Raw genomic sequence first — 21,829 nt, 5'->3', positions numbered from 1 at the left:
GCAGTGACCTGGTGAATAGGCATGAATGATCTACCGATCGAAGGTTTCACGACCATCAACGAAAGTGCGGCGATGGTCCTGCTGGTCGACGATCAGGCAATGATCGGCGAGGCGGTGCGCCGTGGGTTGGCCCACGAGGAGAACATCGACTTCCATTTCTGCGCCGATCCCCACCAGGCGGTGGCCCAGGCCATGCGGATCAAGCCTACGGTGATCCTCCAGGACCTGATCATGCCGGGATTGGACGGGCTGACGTTGGTGCGCGAATACCGCAACAACCCGGCCACGCAGGATATTCCGATCATCGTCCTGTCGACCAAGGAGGACCCGCTGGTCAAGAGTGCGGCGTTCGCCGCCGGGGCCAACGACTACCTGGTCAAGCTGCCGGACACCATCGAGCTGGTGGCGCGGATCCGCTATCACTCCCGCTCCTACCTGACCCTGCTGCAACGTGACGAAGCCTATCGCGCGCTGCGGGTCAGCCAGCAGCAGTTGCTGGACACCAACCTGATGCTGCAGCGGTTGATGAACTCCGACGGCCTCACCGGTCTGTCCAATCGCCGCCATTTCGACGAGTACCTGGAGCTTGAGTGGCGACGCGCGATGCGCGAGCAGCAGCAGTTGTCGCTACTGATGATCGATGTCGACTACTTCAAGGCCTACAACGACAGCTTCGGCCATCTGGCGGGCGATGAGGCCCTGCGTCAGGTCGCCGAGGCCATTCGCGGTTCTTGCTCGCGCCCGACCGACCTGCCGGCTCGCTATGGCGGCGAGGAGTTCTCCCTGGTGCTGCCCAACACTTCGCCCGGCGGTGCGCGGCTGATCGCCGAGAAGCTGCGTCAGACCGTTCTGGCCCTGAACATCCCCCACACCGCGCCCGAGGCTGACGCGTGCCTGACGGTGAGCATCGGCCTGGCGACTCTCACGCCGGGCGTCGGTAGCCACAGCCGGCAGTTGATCTCGGCTGCGGACAAAGGGCTGTATCTGGCCAAGAACAATGGTCGCAACCAGGTAGGCGTTGCCTGACGCTCTGCGGGGCTGCTGTGCAGCCCGTCGCAGGCTGTCGCCGGCTCCCACACGATCAGCGGCGGACCTTGCGGTTACCGCCCGGCGGGTCTGCCGTCAGGGCGAGGACTGCGTTATACTCGCGGGCTTTTCACCGAATTCGCACGAGTAGCCCGCCCATGGAAATCCAACCGATCCTGAACACCATCAAGGACCTCTCCGAACGCTCCCAGTCCATTCGGGGGTATCTTTGACTACGATCAAAAAGCTGACCGCCTGATCGAAGTCAACCGCGAGCTGGAAGACCCTGCTGTCTGGAACAAGCCCGAGTACGCTCAGGGCCTGGGCCGCGAGCGCGCCATGCTGGCGCAGGTCGTAGAAACCCTGGACAAACTGTCCAACGGTCTCTCCGACTGCAAGGACCTGCTCGACATGGCCGTCGAGGAAAACGACGAAAGCGCCGTCAACGACGTTGTGACCGAGCTGGAAGGCCTGGAAGAAAACCTGGCCCAGCTTGAGTTCCGTCGCATGTTCAGCGGCGAGATGGACATGAACAACGCCTACCTGGACATCCAGGCCGGTTCCGGCGGCACCGAGGCGCAGGACTGGGCCAACATCCTGCTGCGCATGTACCTGCGCTGGGCCGACAAGCGCGGTTTCGATGCCACCATCATCGAGCTCTCCGAAGGTGAAGTCGCCGGCATCAAGGGCGCCACCGTGCACATCAAGGGCGAATACGCATTCGGCTGGCTGCGTACCGAGATCGGCGTGCACCGCCTGGTGCGCAAGAGCCCGTTCGACTCCGGCGCCCGTCGCCACACCTCGTTCTCGGCGGTGTTCGTCTCGCCCGAGATCGACGATAAGGTCGAAATCGAGATCAACCCGGCTGACCTTCGCATCGACACCTACCGCTCCTCCGGTGCCGGTGGCCAGCACGTGAACACCACCGACTCGGCGGTCCGTATCACCCACGTGCCGACCAACACCGTGGTGGCCTGCCAGAACGAACGTTCCCAGCACGCCAACAAGGACACCGCCATGAAGATGCTGCGGGCCAAGTTGTACGAGCTGGAGATGCAGAAGCGCAACGCCGCTTCCCAAGCCCTGGAAGACAGCAAGTCGGACATCGGCTGGGGTCACCAGATCCGCTCCTACGTGCTTGATGACTCGCGCATCAAGGACCTGCGGACCGGCGTCGAGCGCAGCGACTGCCAGAAGGTCCTGGACGGCGACCTCGACCAGTACCTGGAAGCGAGCCTCAAGCAGGGGCTGTAAACCGCACACCACCGCCGCGATACGAGGCCACAGGCCCGTATCGCGTGCCCTGCCCGACAGGGGCACCGAACACCTGATGGAAACAATGACGACATGAGCGACCTCAAGACCGAATCGCAAGACCTGCAACAGGAAGAAAACGCCCTGATCGCGCTGCGCAAGGAAAAACTTGCCGCCGAGCGTGCCAAGGGCAACGCCTTCCCCAACGACTTCCGTCGCGACAGCTACTGCAACGACCTGCAGAAACAGTACGCGGACAAGACCAAGGAAGAGCTGGAAGCAGCCGCGATCCCGGTCAAGGTAGCCGGTCGCATCATGCTCAACCGTGGCTCGTTCATGGTCATTCAGGACATGACCGGCCGCATCCAGGTCTACGTCAACCGCAAGACCCTGCCCGAAGAGACCCTGGCCGCGGTCAAGACCTGGGACCTGGGCGACATCATCAGCGCCGAAGGCACCCTGGCCCGCTCGGGCAAGGGCGACCTGTACGTCGAGATGACCAACGTGCGCCTGCTGACCAAGTCGCTGCGCCCGCTGCCGGACAAGCACCACGGCCTGACCGACACCGAGCAGCGCTACCGCCAGCGCTACGTCGACCTGATGGTCAACGAGGAAACCCGTCACACCTTCCGCGTTCGCTCCCAGGTCATCTCGCACATCCGCAAGTTCCTGATCGAGCGCGACTTCCTCGAAGTCGAGACGCCGATGCTGCAGACCATCCCAGGGGGCGCCGCGGCCAAGCCGTTCGAAACCCACCACAACGCCCTGGACATGGCCATGTTCCTGCGTATCGCGCCGGAGCTTTACCTCAAGCGTCTGGTTGTGGGCGGCTTCGAGAAAGTGTTCGAGATCAACCGCAACTTCCGTAACGAAGGCGTCTCGACCCGGCACAACCCCGAGTTCACCATGCTCGAGTTCTACCAGGCCTACGCCGATTATCGCGACAACATGGACCTCACCGAGGAACTGTTCCGGGAGCTGGCGCAACTGGTACTGGGTACCACCGACGTGCCCTATGGCGACAAGGTGTTCCACTTCGGCGAGCCGTTCGCCCGCCTGTCGGTGTTCGAGTCGATCCTCAAGTACAACCCCGAGCTCACCGCCGCCGACCTGCAGGACGTCGACCGCGCCCGCGAGATCGCCAAGAAGGCCGGCGCCAAGGTCCTCGGCCATGAAGGCCTGGGTAAGCTGCAGGTAATGATTTTCGAAGAGTTGGTCGAGCACAAGCTGGAACAGCCGCACTTCATCACCGAATACCCGTTCGAAGTTTCGCCGCTGGCCCGTCGCAACGACGACAACCCGGCCGTCACCGACCGCTTCGAGTTGTTCATCGGTGGCCGCGAGATCGCCAACGCCTACTCCGAGCTCAATGACGCCGAAGATCAGGCCGAGCGCTTCCTGGCCCAGGTGGCCGAGAAGGACGCCGGTGACGACGAGGCCATGCACTACGACGCCGACTTCGTCCGTGCCCTGGAATACGGCATGCCGCCCACCGCCGGTGAAGGTATCGGCATCGACCGCCTGGTGATGCTGCTGACCAACTCGCCGTCGATCCGTGATGTGATCCTGTTCCCGCACATGCGTCCACAGGCCTGAAAAAACGCCTGACAGGGCTGCTGCGCAGCCCTTTCGCGGTACGAGGCCGCTCCTGCAGGTCATGCGCTGTTCCTGTAGGCGCGGCCTCGTGCCGCGAAAGAGCCGCGTAGCGGCCCCCGCAAACCGAAGAGCACCAGCGCATCATGTCATCCGCCACTCAGGCGGTTTTTTCTTGCCTGTCATTCATTCGTGACTAGTCGGTCATAATTTACGAGCCTTTACTGGAAAAGAGGGGTTTTCCCTCACCGAGATTCAATGAGGTACTCATCGTGACTCCCGCAATGGCCCAACAAGGCGCAGCCGGCGTGGCAAGCGCCGTCGCTGAAAGCGTGCAATACCAGGGGCGCAAAACCGCCCGTCAGGGCAGTGAACAGCGCCGCCAGCAGATCCTAGATGCGGCCATGCGCATCATCGTGCGCGACGGTGTGCGTGGTGTACGCCACCGAGCGGTGGCCGCCGAGGCCGGCGTTCCTCTGTCGGCGACCACCTATTACTTCAAGGACATCGAAGACCTGCTGACCGACACCTTCGCCCAGTACGTCGAGCGCAGCGCCGCCTACATGGCCAAGCTCTGGGCCAGCTCCGAAGTGGTGCTGCGCCAGTTGCTCGCCCAAGGCGACGGCAGTGCCGAAGCCCGGGCGCGTCTGGCGGACGAGGTGGCACGGATGATGGCCGACTATGTCAGCCGCCAGTTGCACACCCGGCGTGACTTCATCATGGCCGAGCAAGCGTTCCGCCAGGAGGCCTTGCTGTGCCCCCGCCTGGCTGAGCTGGTGAGCGCCCACGAGCAGATTCTCTTGCACGGCGCGCGGCAGATGCTGCAGGTGGTGGGGTCGCGCCAGCCCGAGCAGGACGCCCAGATGTTGACGGCCATAATCGAGCAGATGGAATATCAGGGCCTGCTCAAGGATGCGAATGCGCAAGCCGATGGGCAGATGCTCGCTATCCTTACCCGATACCTGCACCTGGTGCTGGCATCGGCCTAGGCCACGATCGGCCTGAGGAGCGACCGACCCTTTCAAGGAGAACCTGATGAAAGCCTGGCGTCTGGTGTTGTTGACTCTGTCATTCCTTCTGCTCGGTGGTTGTCTGGTGACCTTCCATGAGCCCCTGCCCAGCAACCAGGCCGCGCCCAAGGCGCTGCTTGGCAAATGGAGCAGCAAGGACGCCTGGGGCGATCCGCTCAAGCTCAGCATCAGCCGTGTGGGCGGGGATGCCTACAAAGCGGTGGCCATGGCCAAGGGCAAGGCCCCTGAAGAGTATGTTTTCACCGTTTCCCGGCACGGCAACCGCTGGTACCTGTCGGCGGGTGTGCCCAAGCGCCTGGGCGGCAATTTCCTGATCGGTGGCTTCGAGGTCGTCGATGGCAAGGAGTTGGTGGTCTACAACCTCGATGTCGAACAGGTGCAGCAGGCGGTCAAGAAGAAGGAACTGACCGGGCGCAGCACCGAGGTGCCGGAGGACAACGGCGAGGGTGTGCTGATCGACAGCCCGTCCGCGCGGGTGCTGGCGTACCTGGATGATCCGGCCAACTCCGATCTGTTCGTCGAAGTGGCGCGCTTCCAGCGCAGTGGCAAATAGCGCACTATCGCTGGCCTGGCTGGCCTTTTCGCAGGTGAAGCGTGGTCGCTGAGATCGCACTGTACCTGTGGGCGCGGGTTTACCCGCGAAGGGGCCGACCACGATCTTGATTCAGTAAGGAGTCCGGGGTGGACGAGTACCAGCAGACCATACGCGCGCTCTCCGACCGCATCGTCGCGGCGCAGACGCCCATCCGCGTGCTCGATGCGGTGAAGTGGGACGACAACATCCGCAACGGCTTTCTCAAGGCCAAGGGCAAAGAACCTCCGGCTGTGGACCGTGCCTATTACCAGGGGCGGCCGCTGTCGTTCGATTCCAACTCGGTGAAGGCCGAGTTCCAAAGCATCGAGCGTGACATCACCCGTCAGCTGGGCCAGTTCAATCCGGTCGGGCAGATCATGCGGCGCATGTGCAAGGAGTACCGCATGGTGGTGCGCATGCTCGAAGCCCGCGGCACCGAGGACTTCGGCCTGATCTCCCAGGAGCTGTATGGCGCGGCGTCCGACGCCTTCCATGCCGGCGACCCGACCCTGGCCGATCTTGGCCTGATGCTGTCCGATTACCTGAACAACATCGACGGCCGGGGTGACCTGAAGGACGAGCCGAAGAACCTCACCGCCAAGGAAGCCGTGGCGATCCTTCAGCGGCGCTTGAACAAGGTGTTCGGCGAGGCCGAGGAGACCATCCGCGTGTTCGAATCCGACGGGATCGTCGCCGACGCCGCGGCCGGTGCCGACTACATCAAGGTGCGGGCCGACGCGATGTTCAACAGCCGTGACGTGCGCGCGCTGGAGGTCCATGAAGGGCTGGTGCATGTGGGCACCACGCTCAACGGCCTCAACCAGCCGATCTGCACGTTCCTGGCCAAGGGGCCGCCCTCGTCGAACGTGACCCAGGAGGGGCTGGCCATCCTCATGGAGGTGATCGCATTCGCTTCCTACCCCAGCCGCCTGCGCAAGCTCACCAACCGCACCCGGGCCATCCACATGGTGGAGGAGGGCGCGGACTTCTTGCAGGTGTACGAGTTCTTCCGCGGCCAGGGCTTCGAAATGGCCCAGAGCTACAGCAATGCCAGCCGGGTGTTCCGGGGATCGGTGCCCAATGGCCTGCCATTTACCAAGGACTTGTCCTATCTCAAGGGTTTCATCATGGTTTACAACTACATTCAGTTGGCCGTGAAGAAAGGCAAGCTCGAGCAAATCCCGCTGCTGTTCTGCGGCAAGACCACCCTGGAAGATATGCGCACCTTGCGCCAATTGGTCGAGGAGGGCCTGGTGGAGCCGCCCAAGTACCTGCCGGAACAGTTCCGCGACCTCAACGCCTTGTCCGCCTGGATGTGCTTCTCCAACTTCCTCAACCACCTGAGCCTGGATCGTATTGAAGCCGACTACGCGAACATTCTCTGACGCCTGTCGCCAGCTGATCCTGGGCTTGCTAGTGCTGGGCTTGTCCGGGTGCAGCAGTCTCTTGTTCTTCCCCGAGCCGGGCCAGCCGTTCACTCCGGAAAAGGCCAAGCTGGCGTTTAGTGACGTGACCCTCACCGCCGCCGACGGTACGCGTCTTCATGGCTGGTGGATGCCCGCCAAGCCTGGGGTTCAGGTCAAGGGCACGGTGCTGCACCTGCATGGTAATGGCGGCAATCTGGCCTGGCACCTGGGCGGTAGCTACTGGCTGCCGGAGCAGGGCTATCAGGTGCTGATGATCGACTATCGCGGCTATGGCCTGTCCCAGGGCAAGGCGAGCCTGCCGGCGGTCTACCAGGACATCCAGGCGGCCATGGATTGGCTGGACAAGGCCCCGCAGGTCAAGGACAAGCCCTTGGTGCTGCTGGGCCAGAGCCTCGGTGGGGCCATGGCCATTCACTACCTGGCCGCCCATCCTGAGCAACGCCAGCGCTTCAGTGCCCTGGTCTTCGATGGGGTGCCCGCCAGCTACCGGGAAGTGGGGCGCTTTGCCCTGAGCACCTCATGGCTGACCTGGCCATTGCAGGTGCCGTTGTCCTGGCTGGTGCCGGACGGCGACAGCGCGATCCGTTCGATCGAGCGCCTGGACACCCCGCCCAAGCTGTTTTTCCACAGCATCGACGACGATCTGGTGCCCATGGACAGCGGCATCCGCTTGTACCAGCACGCCCCGCCGCCGCGGGTGCTGCAATTGACCCGGGGGGCGCATGTGCAAACCTTCGCCGACCCGACCTGGCGCCAGGTGATGCTGCGCTTTCTCGACGACCCCAGCCATTTCAATGGCCTTCGGCGCCTGGCCGAAGTGCCCAACTACCCTGATGAGAAGAACGAGCAATGAGTGAAGAACGCAACGCCATCCCGATGATCCTGACGGCCGTCGGCACCATCATCGTGACGGTCGGGACCCTGTGGTACTACGGCTACGTGCATTTCGCCAAGCCCGAGGACGCCCTGTTGCTGCAGGACTACACCATGCTCAAGACCCTCCCCGGCGAGGACTACAAGGTCTCCCTCGACCCCGCGCCCCAAGTGGCGCAGTGCGTCGATGGCGTGCTGGTGCTGTTCGATACCCAGCAGAAGGGCCTGACCGGTGTGCTGGTGGACAACCGCAAGCGCGCCATTCGTTGTATGGGGCAGGAGACCCCGCAGCAGGTGCAGTGACCTGGGTGCTGTACCGCCTGCATTGGCAGGAAAAAGAAAGCCCCGCGATGATCGCGGGGCTTTCTTGTTTCAGCTGTCAGCCTTACTGCTGGACTTGGCTTACCGAACGCGGCTGCACCGGCTGGTTGTCATTGGAGATGGTCACCTCCACCCGGCGGTTCTGGGCGCGGCCGGTGTTGTTGCTGTTGTCGGCGACCGGGTACTCCTTGCCGTAGCCCTGGGCGACGATGCGCGCCGGATCGACGCCTGCGCGTACCAGCGCCATGCGCACACTGTTGGCGCGACGCTCCGACAGACCCTGGTTGTAGCTCGCCGAACCGACGCTGTCGGTGTAGCCCTCGACGATCACCTTGCGTTCAGGGTTTTCCTGGAGGAACTGCGCCAGCTTGGTGATGTTGGGATAGGCGCTGCTCTTGAGCTCGGCCTTGTTGAAGTCGAACAGCACGTCACCGAAGGTCACCAGGGTGCCTCGGTCGGTCTGCTTGGCGTTGAGGCTCTCCTGCAGTTTGCGGATCTGTGCATCACGGGCGTCCAGTCGGGCCTGGGCACGTTGCGCGGAGGCGTTCTTCAACTCGTTCTCGGCCGAGCGCAGGGCGATGGTCTGCTTGGCCACTTCCACACGTTGGTTGGTCAGGTAGGCCAACTGGTCGACCGTCTTGTCGTTCTCGCGCTCCATGAACGCCTTGTCGGCTTTGTTCAGCCAGTCCTGTGCGTCCTTGGTCTCGAGGGCGGCCAGTTTGCTGGCCTGCGGATCGCTCTGCAGGCTGGAGAAGTTGGTGCGGGCCGACTCGAGGTTGGGGTTCGGGTCGTGGGAGCAGGCGGTCAGGCCTACGCTCAGGGCCAGCAGGGTGGGAATGAGTAGGTAATTGCGCATAGTGTTCATCCTTTGATCAATGACGAAGGCTCAAGTGGGCATGGCAGCGCTCATTCGGCGCTGCGCAGGCCTTCCTCGCGCAGGTCCTGGACACCCTCGTGGCTGTCCTGCAGGGCCTTCTGCGCCTTGGCGGCCTGAGCCTTGCGCTCGGCCACACGGGCGTCCCACTCGGCCTGTTCGGCCAAGCGCTTGGCTTCGTCGTACTGCTTGTCATGCATGGCAATCTCGGCCTGCTTGAACTTGTCCTGGGCAGCCTTCATTTCCACGGCCGCGAACTCGGTGCCACCTGCGCTGACCGCGGAATCGACCGCGGACTGGGTGACGGCATATTGCTCGGAGGGCGGTTTTCCTGCACAACCGGCCAGCACCAGGCTGCCGCCCAGCGCCAGCGCGACGAGCTTGAGCCCGCGCAGCGGCGTGGAGGAGGGGTGGGATGTGCGGGTCTTCATGATGGTCAGCTCCATGGGGTCACTCCTGTTTACGACGGTATCCATAGCAGTCCATCGCTTTTTCCCTGTCATCTGCGCGCATTTCAGCCGAACTGTGCACAACAGCCTGTGTGCAGGGTTTTAGCGTGATGGCTACAGGCTGTGACTTGGGCGTTTTTCCGATAGTTCAGAAAAAATGCCGAGAATGCGCAGGTGCGCGGGCGTCATTGGAGAGAACCGGCAGGGATCCAGATGTGCAGCGAGCAGGGAAGTCAGGTGTTCGGGCGGGGCAGGGCATCAGCCCTTTGCCCCACCGGCGGCGGAAATCGTCAACCCGAAAGGCTTTTAGAGAGCGCCTGCTCGGCCTGGACATAGGCCGGTGTCTTGCCGATATCGGCGTAGATCTCCTCGCCTTCCTCGACGCGGATCACTTGCGAGCCTTTGACATAGGGGATGGCCTTTTCCGCTTCCTTTATGGCCGATTGCAGCAAACTCTCCGTGACGAAGGCTTCGTCCAGCCCGTAGGCCTGCGCGAATGCCTTGATCTTGACCAGGTCCTGCTTGTGCAAGGTAAGGGTGTACTCGACGCGTTCGCAGTGCTCGCGGGCCTTGGATTCCCAGTTGTCCAACATGTGCCTGAAGGTGTCCATGGAAAACTCCTCGCTCGAAATCTGAAGTCGGCATGACTTCCGATGCCTTGCATTCACTTTAGTTGCTCGGTGCCGAACCGGCTTGCCAGTACGGCCTTGCCATAGGCACTCTTGGGCAATGTTCCTGAGCGGATGCGCGGTGAGCCGCGCCGGAGAGAAGGCCGATGACCGATATCGATGTACGCTTGCGTGAGGATGTCCATCTGTTGGGGGAACTGCTGGGCGAGACCATTCGCCAGCAGCATGGCGAGGCGTTCCTGCAGAAGATCGAGGACATCCGTCACAGTGCCAAGGCCGATCGCCGTGGCGCCGCCGAGCAACTGAGCTCGACCCTGGGCGACCTTGCCGATGACGACCTGCTGCCGGTGGCGCGAGCCTTCAACCAATTTCTCAACCTGGCCAACATCGCCGAGCAATACCAGTTGATCCGCCGTCGCGATGCCGGCCAACCCGAACCGTTCGAAGCGCAGGTGCTGCCGGAGTTGCTGGCCCGCCTGAAACAGGCTGGGCATTCCAACGACGCTCTGGCCAGGCAATTGGCCAAGCTGGATATCCAGTTGGTACTGACCGCCCACCCTACCGAAGTGGCCCGCCGCACGCTGATCCAGAAATACGACGCCATTGCTGCACAACTGGCGGCCCAGGATCACCGCGACTTGACCCCCGCCGAGCGCCAACAGGTGCGCGAGCGCCTACGTCGTCTGATCGCCGAGGCCTGGCATACCGAGGAAATCCGTCGCACCCGGCCAACCCCGGTGGACGAGGCCAAGTGGGGCTTCGCGGTGATCGAGCATTCCTTGTGGCAGGCGATTCCCAACCACCTGCGCAAGGTCGATCACGCGTTGTTCGACGCGACCGGCCTGCGCCTGCCGCTGACGTGTGCGCCGATCCGTTTCGCCTCCTGGATGGGCGGTGACCGCGATGGCAACCCCAATGTCACTGCGACGGTGACCCGCGAGGTATTGTTGTTGGCCCGTTGGATGGCGGCAGACCTGTTCCTGCGCGACATCGACTACCTGGCTGCCGAACTGTCGATGCAGCAGGCCAGCAGTGCGCTGCGCGAATGCGTGGGCGACAGTGCCGAACCCTATCGCACCGTGCTCAAGCAACTGCGTGAGCGGCTACGCGCCACCCGCGCCTGGGCTCACGCTGCGCTCACCAGCGCCCAGGCACCCGGGCCCGACGTGCTGGTCAGCAACCGCGAGCTGATCGAGCCGCTTGAGTTGTGCTACCAGTCGCTGCATGAATGCGGCATGGGCGTCATTGCCGACGGCCCTTTGCTGGACACCCTGCGCCGGGCCGTGACTTTCGGCTTGTTCCTGGTGCGTCTGGACGTGCGCCAGGACGCCGCCCGGCACCGCGATGCGCTGACCGAAATCACCGACTACCTGGGCCTGGGGCGCTATGCCGACTGGGACGAGGAGCAGCGCATCGCGTTTCTGCAGGCGGAGCTGAAAAACCGCAGGCCGTTGTTGCCCGCGCACTTCAAGCCCGATGCCGAGACCGCTGAGGTGCTCGCTACCTGCCGCGAGATCGCCGCCGCTCCGGCGGCCTCGCTGGGGTCCTATGTCATCTCCATGGCCGGGGCCGCATCCGACGTGCTGGCCGTGCAGTTGCTGCTCAAGGAAGCCGGCCTGACCCGCCCCATGCGCGTGGTGCCGCTGTTCGAGACCCTGGCCGACCTGGACAACGCAGGGCCGGTAATGGAGCGCCTGCTTGGACTGCCCGGCTATCGTGCCAGCTTGCATGGGCCCCAGGAGGTGATGATCGGTTATTCCGACTCGGCCAAGGATGCGGGCACCACCGCTGCGGCCTGGGCCCAGTACCGGGCCCAGGAAAACCTCGTGCGCATCTGCCGCGAGCACCAGGTCGAACTGCTGCTGTTCCATGGCCGTGGCGGCACGGTCGGCCGTGGCGGTGGCCCGGCCCATGCGGCGATTCTGTCGCAGCCTCCAGGTTCGGTGGGCGGGCGGTTCCGCACCACCGAACAGGGCGAGATGATCCGCTTCAAGTTCGGCCTGCCGGGCATCGCCGAGCAGAACCTCAATCTTTATTTGGCCGCGGTGCTCGAGGCGACCTTGCTGCCGCCGCCACCCCCGCAGCCCGCCTGGCGCGAACTGATGGACCAGCTTGCCGCCGACGGCGTCAAGGCGTACCGCGCCGTGGTGCGGGAGAACCCCGACTTCGTCGAGTACTTCCGCCAGTCCACGCCGGAGCAGGAACTCGGCCGCCTGCCATTGGGCAGCCGCCCGGCCAAGCGCCGCGCTGGCGGTATCGAGAGCCTGCGCGCCATTCCGTGGATCTTCGGCTGGACCCAGACGCGCCTGATGCTGCCGGCCTGGTTGGGCTGGGAGACGGCCCTGAGCAATGCCCTGGCGCGTGGCCAGGGCGAGTTGTTGGGGCAGATGCGTGAACAGTGGCCGTTCTTCCGCACCCGCATCGACATGCTGGAAATGGTGCTGGCCAAGGCCGATGCCGAGATCGCCAAGGCCTACGACGAACGTCTGGTGCAACCGCACTTGCTTTCCTTGGGGGCGCATCTGCGCGACCTATTGTCGCAGTCGTGCCAGGTGGTGCTGGGGCTGACCGGCCAATCGGTGCTACTCGCGCACAGCCCCGAAACCCTGGAGTTCATCAGCCTGCGCAACACCTACCTGGACCCGTTGCACCGCCTGCAGGCCGAGTTGCTGGCGCGCTCGCGCAGCCGGGAAGCCGCTCTGGACAGCCCATTGGAGCAGGCCCTGCTGGTCACGGTGGCGGGTATCGCCGCGGGCCTTCGCAACACCGGTTGAGGCGTCCGGTGGCTGACCTTGGCCGGGCGGCACAGGCCCCTCGGCCCAGGTTGCGCAGGCAGGTTGCGCCGAGCGCAACCGTGCCTTGAAACGGGCCCAAGTGGCGATTTCCTGCAACTTTGGGACGCTTGTCTGGTTGCCGGGCGCTGTGTATCTTGAGCAGCCTTTTGACCGATTTTCGGTCTCACCCGATTTTTCGGACTTGGCCTTCTGCGCCGAATCCGCTGATTTACATAGAAAAATATGAGGAGCACAAGATGCGCGTAATTCTGCTGGGAGCTCCCGGGGCCGGTAAAGGTACTCAGGCAAAGTTCATCACCGAGAAGTTCGGTATTCCACAGATCTCCACCGGTGACATGCTGCGTGCCGCCGTCAAGGCCGGCACTCCGCTGGGCCTGGAACTCAAGAAAGTCATGGACGCCGGCCAGCTGGTTTCCGACGAGCTGATCATCAGCCTGGTCAAGGAGCGCATCGCCCAGCCGGATTGCGCCAAGGGCTGCCTGTTCGACGGCTTCCCGCGCACCATTCCCCAGGCCGAAGCCATGGTCGCCGCAGGTGTCGACATCGACGCGGTGATCGAGATCGCCGTTGACGACGAAGAGATCGTCGGCCGCATGGCCGGTCGCCGTGTGCACCTGGCTTCGGGCCGCACCTACCACATTCAGCACAACCCGCCGAAAGTGGAAGGCAAGGACGACGTCACCGGTGAAGACCTGATCCAGCGTGATGACGACAAGGAAGAGACCGTGCGTCATCGCCTGTCGGTTTACCACAGCCAGACCAAGCCGCTGGTGGACTTCTACCAGAAGCTCTCGGCCGCCAACAATGGCAAGCCGAAGTACAGCCACATCGAAGGTGTCGGCTCGGTCGAGGCGATCACCGCCAAGGTGCTGGCAGCCCTGAGCTGATCCACCACCGTGTGTCACGACGGCCCGCTTGCGGGCCGTTGTCGTTTATACTGCCGCTCTTTTCCCTGCTGCCTGGATACCTCGTTCGATGACCACCCTGCTGGCCCTGGATACCGCTACCGAAGCCTGTTCCGTCGCTCTGCTGCATGACGGCAAGGTGACCAGCCATTACGAGGTGATCCCGCGCATGCATGCGCAAAAGCTGCTGCCGATGATCAAGCAGTTGCTGGCCGAGTCGGGCGTGGCGCTCAGCGACGTGGAAGCCATTGCGTTCGGTCGTGGCCCAGGGGCGTTCACCGGGGTACGGATCGCCATCGGTGTGGTCCAGGGCCTGGCCTTCGCCCTCGAGCGTCCGGTGCTGCCGGTCTCCAACCTGGCTGCACTGGCCCAGGGCGCGCTGCGCGAACGCGGCGTCCAGCACGTCGCCGCCGCCATCGATGCGCGCATGGATGAGGTGTACTGGGGCTGCTACCAGGCCCACGAAGGTGAAATGCGCCTGGTAGGACGTGAGGCAGTGCTGCCGCCGGAGCGTGCACAACTGCCAGACGCCAGCACCGGGGAGTGGTTCGGCGCCGGCACCGGATGGGGTTATGGCGAGCGTCTGACGGTGGCGGTGAACGCAAGCGACGCCAGCCTGCTGCCCAATGCCCTGGATATCCTCGAACTGGCCCGCTTCGCCTGGGCGCGCGGTGAGGCGATTCCTGCCGAGCAGGCGCAACCTGTGTATCTGCGCGATAATGTAGCGACACCCAAGGCGCGCTGAAGCCTCTCGTCGTCCGAGGCACCGACGTCGCAACCTTTTGTACGAACTGTGGTCCAGTTATCAATTGGGCATTAGCGAGGGATCTCTGATGCTGCTAAATTGCCATCATTGATCCTGAGTACTCTGTCCATGCGTATCGACGGTTTCTCTTCGCAGTCCTATCCGATCAAGCGCACCCCGCGCAAGGCACCGGTGCGCGACGAGAACATCGACGACGCCGAACTGGTCGAAGACGTCGAAGTCCCTCAGGAGGCTCGCACCAACCGCCGCTCCGGTGGTCTGCCGGCCCGCCAGCAGGACCTGATCTTCCCCCGTGCCCGTGATCGGCGCACCGCAACCGCGCTGGCCAGCTACCTGGCCACCGCTGGCTTCACCGACTGGGAGATGGAAGTGCTGGGGCTGGACCTGTACATTTGATGGATGAATCCATCGCCCCTGCCTTATTTTCTCGGTTGTCCGTCCTGGAGCGAAAACGCCTGGCGCGACTACCTCTATCCCGCCGACGCCCGTCCTGCTGAATTCCTTGGCCTGTACAGTCAGGTCTTCAATGCCGTCGAAGGCAACACCACCTTCTATGCCCGCCCCGCGCCTGCCACGGTGGAGCGCTGGGCGCAGGTCATGCCCGCGCATTTTCGCTTCACGGCCAAGTTTCCGGGCGATGTGACCCATGAGGGTGACCTGCGTGAGCATCTGGAGTCCGCGCTCGCGTTCACTCGCCTGATGGCGCCGTTGGGCGAGCGTGTTTCGCCGTACTGGGTACAGCTATCGGCCCAGTTCGGCCCTTCGCGGCTCGGCGAGTTGTGCCAGTTTCTCGATCAGATCGGCGTGCCGGTGGCGGTCGAGGTGCGCAACGAGGCGTTTTTCGCCCGTGGAGAAGAAGAGCGCCTGCTCAATCGGCTGTTGCACGAGCGGGGTGTCGAACGCATCTGCCTGGACCCCCGGGCGCTGTTCAGTTGCACCTCGCGCGAGCCGGGCGTATTGCATGCCCAGTCCAAGAAGCCGCGGGTTCCGCCACGCCCGGCTGCTTTCAGCCAGCACCCTCAGGTTCGGTTCATCGGGCATCCGCTGCTGGAGGCTAACGAGACCTTTCTCACGCCCTGGGTGGAAAAGGTCGGCGACTGGATCGAAGAAGGGCGCAGCCCCTACGTCTTTTTGCATACCGCCGACAACCTTCAGGCTGCAGCACTGGCCCAGCGTTTTCATGAGCGCCTGATGGCGCGTTTGCCGGGGCTTGCCCCTTTGCGGGAATTGCCGCGTGCTCCCGAGGTCGAACAACTGGGACTACTCTGACGACTCCTGACTAGCTGCCGGAGGTTGTGATCATGGATGTGCAAACCCTGCGAGCCGAAGCCTTCAAGGCCTTGCATGAACGCGAGGGCGCTTTCGTCATTCCCAATCCCTGGGACGCAGGTTCCGCTCGACTGCTGGCAAGCCTCGGCTTCGAGGCCTTGGCGACCACCAGCGCAGGTTTTGCGTTCAGCCTGGGGCGACCGGATGCCGAAGGTGCCTTGAGCCTGGAGGAAACCCTGGGCAATGCCCAGTCGATCGTCGACGCCACGCCATTGCCCGTGGCCGCTGACCTCGAGAACGGCTTCGGTGATCTGCCGCAGGCGTGCGCCGAGACGATCCAGCGGGCGGCCGAGGCAGGGCTGGTGGGTGGTTCGATCGAAGACGCCAGCGGCCGCCCCGATGACCCCATCTATGACTTCGGCCTGTCCGTGGAGCGCGTGCGCGCTGCGGTGCAGGCGGCCCGTGCATTGCCCTTTCCCTTCACTCTCTGCGCTCGCGCGGAAAACCTGCTGCATGGCCGCCTGGATCTGGATGACACCATCCGCCGCCTTCAGGCCTATGCCGAGGCCGGGGCGGATGTGCTGTACGCCCCTGGCCTTCGCAATGTCGATGAAATCCGCGCGGTGGTGCAGGCGGTCGCGCCCAAGCCTGTCAATGTACTGATGGGCCTGGCGGGTGTGCCGCTGAGTGTTAACCAGTTGCAGGATCTGGGCGTGAAGCGCATCAGCGTAGGCTCCTCGCTCGCGCGTGCCGCCTTGGGTGCGTTTCAGCGGGCGGCGCTGGAGATCCGCGATCAAGGCACGTTCGACTACAGCGCGCAGGCCTTGCCGTTCGCCGAGCTCAACGACCTGTTCCGTCGCTGAGCCGCCATGCGCGCTGCCGTACTGTCCAGTGCCTGCCTGCTACTGATGGCGGGTTTGGCCTGGTACCTGGGCTGGCGCCCACCTGCGGCGTGGAACCCTTGGGCGGTGCTGGATGTGAGGCAGCCGCCCAACCTGTTGACGCCTTACAAGCTTGCGCGCCTGCGGGAGAACCCTGGCTTGTGTCAGGAGGCCTTGCAGACGTCGGCCTTGCGCTACCGCCAACAGGCCGACAGCGCCCCCACCGCCAACTGCCCGCTGCGCAACGTATGGCGTATCGAAGCGGGCGAGGCGCGTCTGAGCAGCAGCTTCCTGGCGTCCTGTCCATTGGCGGTGGCCTATGCCCTGTTCGAAAACCATGGCCTGCAGCCCGCGGCGCAGCGGTTTTTTGGCCAGCCTGTGGCCCAGGTCGAGCATTTGGGCAGCTTTGCCTGCCGCAATGTCTATCACCGCAAGCAGGGGCGGCTCAGCCAGCATGCCAGCGCCAATGCACTGGATATCACGGGCTTTCGCCTCAAGGATGGGCGACGCATCGTGTTGGCGCAGGATTGGCAGGGCAGTGGGCAGAAAGCGGCGTTTCTACGGGAGGTCCATGAAGCGGCCTGCAACAGTTTCAGTACAGTGCTGGGGCCGGATTACAACGCGGCGCACCACAACCACTTTCATCTGGATATGGGGTTCTGGCAGGTCTGTCGCTGAACTCAGGCGTGCGTGCGCACGTTGTTCAGCACCACCGGGCGCGCCCAGTGCAGGTCGAACTCCAGGTCGTTCTGCTGCTTGGTCAGGGTGGGTTCGTCGTAGGGCTCGGGGGCCTTGTCCAGCAGGTCCGTTTCGAACTCGGCGATGGGCAGGAACAACGCCCGCGGCGACGGTGCCGGGCCAGGCTCGGGCAGCGGATGGCCCTGGCTCATGACCACTGGACGCAACCAGCTGTTGCTCAAGTCGAGCTGGCGCTGTTGTTCGATCAGTTCGGCGGTGCTGAAGGGCTCGGGCGCGTTTTCCAGCAGCTCTGTCTCGAACTCGGCCTTGGGCAGGAACAACGGCTCGGGCGGCTTGATCTCGCTGTCATGGACATCGCAACTGCGCTGGACGTGGATCTGCGCCAAGGTGCGCACGCCGCCCAGCGGTTCACCGCTGTCCTTGTCGATCTGCTGGGCAATGGCCTGGCTGACCGGGTCCGACTCTGCTCCTTGCTGCTCAGCCAACGCGCGGGCGAAGAAGTCCTGCCACAGGTGGCTGACGCCCCCGAGTGCCTGGGTGTTCTTTCGACCGTAGTTGCCGACAGGCGACAGGTAGGTCAAGCCGATGGGAAGGGTTTCTGACATGGCAGTCGCGCGCGTTGTGCTCTGGCAGAATAGCGGATACTGCGTGTATCGGCGGTGGCCGGGATTTCATTAATTTTTTCGAGTGCGGGAACCGATGGTGGAGCTAGAGCAGGGCATGGGTATCAGGGTCGAGGCGTTGTCGGCTGAGTTCCAGGCCCAGGCAGAGGCGTGGGCCGAGCGCCTGGGCGTGCCGCTTGTGGATGATGAGGCGGGATTTGCCGTGCAGGTCGGGCCCGAGGGGTTGCAGATCCAGCAGTTGGGGCCGCAGGCACCAGGGCCGGTGCGGGTCGACTTCGTCGAGGGACAGGCGGCGCATCGGCGGCTCTATGGTGGGGGCAACGGGCAGATGATCGCCAAGGCCGTCGGCATCGCCCAGGGCGTACGCCCCCAGGTGCTCGATGCCACGGCTGGGTTGGGCAAGGATGCCTTCGTGTTGGCCAGCCTGGGTTGTCAGATGACCCTGATCGAGCGCCAGCCGTTGATTGCTGCCTTGCTCGAGGATGGGCTGGCGCGAGCGCGTGGGGATGAAGAAGTGGGTGCGATCGTCGAGCGCATGCGTCTGCTGACCGGCAATGCCATCGAACGCATGCGGGGGTGGGAAGGAGAGCCTCCGCAGGTGATCTACCTGGATCCGATGTTCCCGCATCGGGACAAGAGCGCGCTGGTGAAGAAGGAAATGCGAGTGTTCCGGCCCTTGGTCGGCGATGACCTGGATGCGCCGGCGTTGCTGGAGGCGGCGTTGGCGTTGGCCTCACACCGGGTGGTGGTCAAGCGACCGCGCAAGGCGCCCATAATCGACGGGCCCAAGCCGAGTCACAGTTTGGAGGGGAAATCGAGTCGGTATGACATTTATCCCAAGAAGGCGCTCAAGGCTTGATTAGGTTTGGGGCTGGGGCTGGGGCTGGGGCTGGGTTGTGGTTTTGAGGTTTGTGGGCTTATCCGTTTTTTGGGGTGACGCTTAGTCACCTTTGCGCCCTTACGGCGGGTCACTTTGGTCTTGGTGGCCAAAGTAACCAAAGCCGCTGCGCCCCCGCATACGGCCCGGCGCTTCGCACCGGGTTCCCTCGCTGCGGTGCCTTACGGGGCCTCGCGGCCTCCGGCTGGCTGCGCCAGCCTCCATCTCGCATGCCGAAGGGCGCTACGCGCCTGCCCCTACAGACACCTCCGCTCGGCCTGCTGATGGGGCGCAAGTTACGGGTGGCGTCTGGGCTGGCGTTGTTTCATTCAGTGGTTTTTGTGGGGTATGTTCCGCCCATTCGCGGGTAAACCCGCTCCCACAGGTTCTCCGGTGTTCTCAACAACACCGCTGTGTCTGTGGGAACTGCGCCAGAGCTGGTATTTGCACGGCTGAAAAGTGTCAAGGAATAGCAACTGAAGGCGATTCAAGCTTGTCCGGCACCAGAGAATCTCCCACAGGTTCACCGCTGCCCATGAGAGCGGCGCTGTACCTGTGGGAGCGGGTTTACCCGCGAAAAGACCGGCACAAACAACAAATTAATCAGCTTGTTTGCCGTTGCTGTTGCTTTTGATGCGCGGTAGTCCAGGCGCCACCAATCGCGACCTCAGGAGGCCGAGTGTAGGTGTCTGTAGGGGCAGGCGCGCAGCGCCCTTCGGCGGGAGCCGAAGTCGCGAGATGGAGGCTGGCGTAGCCAGCCGGAGGCCGCGAAGCCCCGCAAGACACCGCAACGAGGGAACCCGGTGCGAAGCGCCGGGCCGTATGTGGGAGCCTGCGGTTTTTGCCTACTTTTGCCCAAGAGCAAAAGTAGGTCGCCGTAAAGGCGAAAAGCGCCAGTGGCGCCACCACCAACACCGGATATTCACACAATCTGAAAGCCCAAGCCCAAGCCCAAGCCCAAGCCCAAGCCCAAGCCCAAGCCCAAGCCCAAGCCCAAGCCCAAGCCCAAGCCCAAGCCCAAGCCCAAGCCCAAGCCCAAGCCCAAGCCCTTAAACCCGATACCCCCGCATGAACAACCCAACCACCTCCCGCACATGCGCCTCCGCCTCATCCCCCGTCAACGCCGGCGCGCACCCCAACAGCAACCGATAATCCGGCGCGCCCTTCACCAGACAGAAGAAATGCTCCGCCGCCCGCAACGGATTGTCGATCGCCAACAACCCCCGCTGCGCGACACCACGCAGCAGCGCTTCCATCCCCGCCAGCACCCGCTTGGGCCCCGCCTCCCAGAAGTATTCACCGAACCCAGGGTCCTGGTTCCCCAGGGCAATGATCAACCGACTCAACTTCACCGACTCGTCACTGCTGATCAACGCCTGGAACCCCCGCGCGATGTTCAGCAGCACCTGTTCCAGCGGCACGTCCTCGGGCAACTCGAAGATCAGGTCGGGCAGTTGGGTCTGGCACGTCGCCATGACCGCCGAACCGAACAGGGTCTGCTTGTCGTTGAAATGGCTGTAGACCGTGAGTTTTGAAACACCTGCCGCCGCAGCGACCGCATCCATGCTGGTGTTGGCATAGCCAAGACTCAGAAACAGGGTCTTGGCGGCTTCGAGGATAGCCTCGCGCTTGGCCAGGTCCTTGGGTCGGCCAGGGCCAGTGGGTGCGTCGTTGGACATGGGAATCCGCATCGTGATGAAAAGAGCCCCATCTTAACGGGTCGCGACCCATCCGGCTGCTACGGGCGTCATGTCGTCGATACGTTTTCTCTGCGCTGCCCGCTTCCCGACCACGAGGTCCTGATTTAATATACTCGCCAGTATAAATATTCGAGACGCGCTTCGCGAAAGGACATCCATCATGTTGCGTCATACCTTGCCCATCGTTTTGCCCGCTACTCTGGCGCTGCTGCTGGTCGCCTGTGGTCAGGAAACCGCGGCCCCAGCGGCGCCGCGTCCGGCTCTGGTGGTCCAGCCTCAGCCAGCAGTCGCTTCGGCCGACAGTTATCCCGGCGAGGTGCGAGCCCGCTTCGAACCGGAGCTGGCCTTTCGTATTGGCGGCAAGGTGAGCAAGCGTCTGGTGGAGGAGGGACAGCGGGTCAAGGCCGACCAGCCGCTGGCCGAGCTCGACCCACAGGACGTCCGCCTGCAACTGGAGGCCAACCGCGCCCAGCTCGCCGCCGCCGAAGCCAACCTGGCCCTGGTGCGGGCCGAGCGCGATCGCTACCAGAAGCTGCTGGAGCGACAGATGGTCAGCCGTTCGCAGTACGACAACGCCGAGAACCTCTACCGTGCAGGTCAGGCGCGTCTCAAGCAGGCCAAGGCGGAATTCGATGTGGCCGGCAACCAGGCCGAGTACGCCGTGTTACGGGCTCCCCAGGCCGGTGTGATCGCCAAGCGTCAGGTCGAGGTGGGCCAGGTGGTTGCGCCCGGTCAGACGGTGTTCACCCTGGCCGCCGATGGTGAGCGGGAAGTGCTCATTGGCCTGCCGGAGCAGCAGTTTGCCCGCTTTGGCGTGGGGCAAGCGGTGAGCGTGGAGCTGTGGTCGCACCCGAACGCGCGCTATCCGGGGCGCCTCCGTGAGCTGTCTCCGGCGGCCGACCCTCGCTCACGCACCTATGCCGCGCGGATTGCCTTCACCACCTCCGGCACACCGGCCGAGCTGGGGCAGAGTGCTCGTGTGTTCATCGCCCACGCCGAACGCGCGCCGCTGTCGGTACCGCTTTCGGCGGTCACGGCCGAACAGGGCCAGGCCTACGTCTGGCGCATCGGCAAGGACAACCGCCTCGAGCGCGCGGTGGTGCGCTTGGGCCCCTATGGCGATGACAGCGTGCCGGTGCTCGAAGGCCTGGAGGCGGATGACTGGTTGGTGGCCGCAGGGGGGCATGTGTTGCGTGAGGGCCAGCAAGTCCGGCCCGTGGACCGCTCCAACCGTGATGTGAACCTGGTGACCAAGGAGTAAGT

22 protein-coding genes are annotated in these 21,829 nt (G+C 63.8%); 17 read left to right on the top strand and 5 right to left on the bottom strand.

All coding sequences use genetic code 11. From position 1 onward, the window contains the following. Positions 1-21: 21 nt before the first annotated feature. The 8 genes from ACNFCH_RS04460 to ACNFCH_RS04425 all read left to right on the top strand — a co-directional run bounded on the left by ACNFCH_RS04460 (position 22) and on the right by ACNFCH_RS04425 (position 8,081). Positions 22-1,026: a PleD family two-component system response regulator gene (locus tag ACNFCH_RS04460; RefSeq protein ID WP_337158216.1), complete on the top strand. Its 1,005-nt coding sequence runs from the start codon at positions 22-24 to the stop codon at positions 1,024-1,026. A 158-nt stretch (positions 1,027-1,184) separates the two neighbouring features. Next, positions 1,185-2,280 (top strand): peptide chain release factor 2 gene (gene prfB / locus ACNFCH_RS04455; protein WP_099593827.1). Its coding sequence is split into 2 segments (ribosomal slippage): positions 1,185-1,256 and positions 1,258-2,280, totalling 1,095 coding nucleotides; the frame shifts between segments, so codons are not numbered across the junction. Positions 2,281-2,373: 93 nt separating this feature from the next. Then, positions 2,374-3,876: a lysine--tRNA ligase gene (gene lysS / locus ACNFCH_RS04450; RefSeq protein WP_070094406.1), complete on the top strand. Its 1,503-nt coding sequence runs from the start codon at positions 2,374-2,376 to the stop codon at positions 3,874-3,876. Positions 3,877-4,157: 281 nt separating this feature from the next. Further along, complete coding sequence (locus tag ACNFCH_RS04445; RefSeq protein ID WP_337158232.1) at positions 4,158-4,862, top strand: TetR/AcrR family transcriptional regulator; 705 nt, start codon at positions 4,158-4,160, stop codon at positions 4,860-4,862. 46 nt (positions 4,863-4,908) lie between these two features. After that, on the top strand, positions 4,909-5,457 hold the full coding sequence (locus ACNFCH_RS04440; protein WP_416742337.1) for a hypothetical protein: 549 nt from the start codon (positions 4,909-4,911) through the stop codon (positions 5,455-5,457). A gap of 128 nt (positions 5,458-5,585) precedes the next feature. Then, positions 5,586-6,863 (top strand): flavohemoglobin expression-modulating QEGLA motif protein, encoded by a 1,278-nt coding sequence (locus ACNFCH_RS04435; protein WP_416742336.1) that lies wholly within the window; start codon positions 5,586-5,588, stop codon positions 6,861-6,863. Next, positions 6,835-7,758: an alpha/beta hydrolase gene (locus ACNFCH_RS04430; protein WP_196162806.1), complete on the top strand. Its 924-nt coding sequence runs from the start codon at positions 6,835-6,837 to the stop codon at positions 7,756-7,758. The genes ACNFCH_RS04435 and ACNFCH_RS04430 overlap by 29 nt, the downstream gene beginning before the upstream one ends. Further along, a complete protein-coding gene (locus ACNFCH_RS04425; RefSeq protein WP_196162805.1) occupies positions 7,755-8,081 on the top strand; it encodes a hypothetical protein in 327 nt (108 codons plus the stop codon). Before ACNFCH_RS04430 ends, ACNFCH_RS04425 begins: the two co-directional genes overlap by 4 nt. Before the next feature lie 82 nt (positions 8,082-8,163). Here the strand turns inward: ACNFCH_RS04425 and ACNFCH_RS04420 are convergent, their stop codons facing one another. The 3 genes from ACNFCH_RS04420 to ACNFCH_RS04410 all read right to left on the bottom strand — a co-directional run bounded on the left by ACNFCH_RS04420 (position 8,164) and on the right by ACNFCH_RS04410 (position 10,033). After that, positions 8,164-8,955 (bottom strand): OmpA family protein, encoded by a 792-nt coding sequence (locus tag ACNFCH_RS04420; protein WP_196162804.1) that lies wholly within the window; start codon positions 8,953-8,955, stop codon positions 8,164-8,166. Positions 8,956-9,005: 50 nt separating this feature from the next. Further along, the gene (locus ACNFCH_RS04415) at positions 9,006-9,419 is read right to left on the bottom strand and encodes a DUF4398 domain-containing protein (RefSeq protein ID WP_337158214.1); all 414 of its coding nucleotides are present in this window, start codon (positions 9,417-9,419) and stop codon (positions 9,006-9,008) included. A gap of 293 nt (positions 9,420-9,712) precedes the next feature. Further along, the gene (locus ACNFCH_RS04410; protein WP_337158213.1) at positions 9,713-10,033 is read right to left on the bottom strand and encodes a hypothetical protein; all 321 of its coding nucleotides are present in this window, start codon (positions 10,031-10,033) and stop codon (positions 9,713-9,715) included. Between the two features lie 164 nt (positions 10,034-10,197). On the opposite strand from ACNFCH_RS04410, the gene ppc reads away from it, so the two are divergent. The 7 genes from ppc to ACNFCH_RS04375 all read left to right on the top strand — a co-directional run bounded on the left by ppc (position 10,198) and on the right by ACNFCH_RS04375 (position 17,345). After that, positions 10,198-12,825: a phosphoenolpyruvate carboxylase gene (gene ppc, locus ACNFCH_RS04405; RefSeq protein ID WP_337158212.1), complete on the top strand. Its 2,628-nt coding sequence runs from the start codon at positions 10,198-10,200 to the stop codon at positions 12,823-12,825. A gap of 257 nt (positions 12,826-13,082) precedes the next feature. Beyond that, positions 13,083-13,733, top strand: coding sequence for an adenylate kinase (adk, locus tag ACNFCH_RS04400; RefSeq protein ID WP_043213782.1), 651 nt, complete (start codon positions 13,083-13,085; stop codon positions 13,731-13,733). Positions 13,734-13,821: 88 nt separating this feature from the next. After that, positions 13,822-14,496 carry a tRNA (adenosine(37)-N6)-threonylcarbamoyltransferase complex dimerization subunit type 1 TsaB gene (tsaB, locus tag ACNFCH_RS04395; protein WP_337158211.1) on the top strand — a complete coding sequence of 225 codons (675 nt, stop codon included), beginning with the start codon at positions 13,822-13,824 and terminating at the stop codon, positions 14,494-14,496. A 129-nt stretch (positions 14,497-14,625) separates the two neighbouring features. Beyond that, positions 14,626-14,913, top strand: a complete 288-nt coding sequence (locus tag ACNFCH_RS04390) for a hypothetical protein (protein ID WP_196162799.1) — start codon at positions 14,626-14,628, stop codon at positions 14,911-14,913. 3 nt (positions 14,914-14,916) lie between these two features. Further along, positions 14,917-15,786, top strand: coding sequence for a DUF72 domain-containing protein (locus ACNFCH_RS04385; RefSeq protein ID WP_337158210.1), 870 nt, complete (start codon positions 14,917-14,919; stop codon positions 15,784-15,786). A 32-nt stretch (positions 15,787-15,818) separates the two neighbouring features. Then, a complete protein-coding gene (locus ACNFCH_RS04380) occupies positions 15,819-16,649 on the top strand; it encodes an isocitrate lyase/phosphoenolpyruvate mutase family protein (RefSeq protein ID WP_337158209.1) in 831 nt (276 codons plus the stop codon). 6 nt (positions 16,650-16,655) lie between these two features. Continuing rightward, entirely contained in the window at positions 16,656-17,345 is a 690-nt protein-coding gene (locus ACNFCH_RS04375) for an extensin family protein (RefSeq protein WP_416742335.1), read from the top strand. A 2-nt stretch (positions 17,346-17,347) separates the two neighbouring features. On the opposite strand, the gene ACNFCH_RS04370 is transcribed toward ACNFCH_RS04375, so the two are convergent. Beyond that, positions 17,348-17,971 carry an energy transducer TonB gene (locus ACNFCH_RS04370; protein ID WP_416742334.1) on the bottom strand — a complete coding sequence of 208 codons (624 nt, stop codon included), beginning with the start codon at positions 17,969-17,971 and terminating at the stop codon, positions 17,348-17,350. Positions 17,972-18,086: 115 nt separating this feature from the next. Between ACNFCH_RS04370 and ACNFCH_RS04365 the strand changes: the two genes are divergently transcribed. Then, the gene (locus ACNFCH_RS04365; RefSeq protein ID WP_416742333.1) at positions 18,087-18,848 is read left to right on the top strand and encodes a class I SAM-dependent methyltransferase; all 762 of its coding nucleotides are present in this window, start codon (positions 18,087-18,089) and stop codon (positions 18,846-18,848) included. Positions 18,849-19,915: 1,067 nt separating this feature from the next. Here the strand turns inward: ACNFCH_RS04365 and ACNFCH_RS04360 are convergent. Continuing rightward, positions 19,916-20,557, bottom strand: a complete 642-nt coding sequence (locus ACNFCH_RS04360; protein WP_323114584.1) for a TetR/AcrR family transcriptional regulator — start codon at positions 20,555-20,557, stop codon at positions 19,916-19,918. A 169-nt stretch (positions 20,558-20,726) separates the two neighbouring features. On the opposite strand from ACNFCH_RS04360, the gene ACNFCH_RS04355 reads away from it, so the two are divergent. Further along, complete coding sequence (locus ACNFCH_RS04355; protein WP_416742332.1) at positions 20,727-21,827, top strand: efflux RND transporter periplasmic adaptor subunit; 1,101 nt, start codon at positions 20,727-20,729, stop codon at positions 21,825-21,827. Positions 21,828-21,829 lie beyond the last annotated feature (2 nt).

The organism is Pseudomonas sp. NY15354 (assembly GCF_048068075.1).
In the GTDB taxonomy this organism is placed as follows: Bacteria; Pseudomonadota; Gammaproteobacteria; order Pseudomonadales; family Pseudomonadaceae; genus Aquipseudomonas; species Aquipseudomonas guariconensis_C.
The sequence above is the reverse complement of the archived record's forward strand: the minus strand, read 5'-3'. Positions and strand labels throughout refer to the sequence as shown.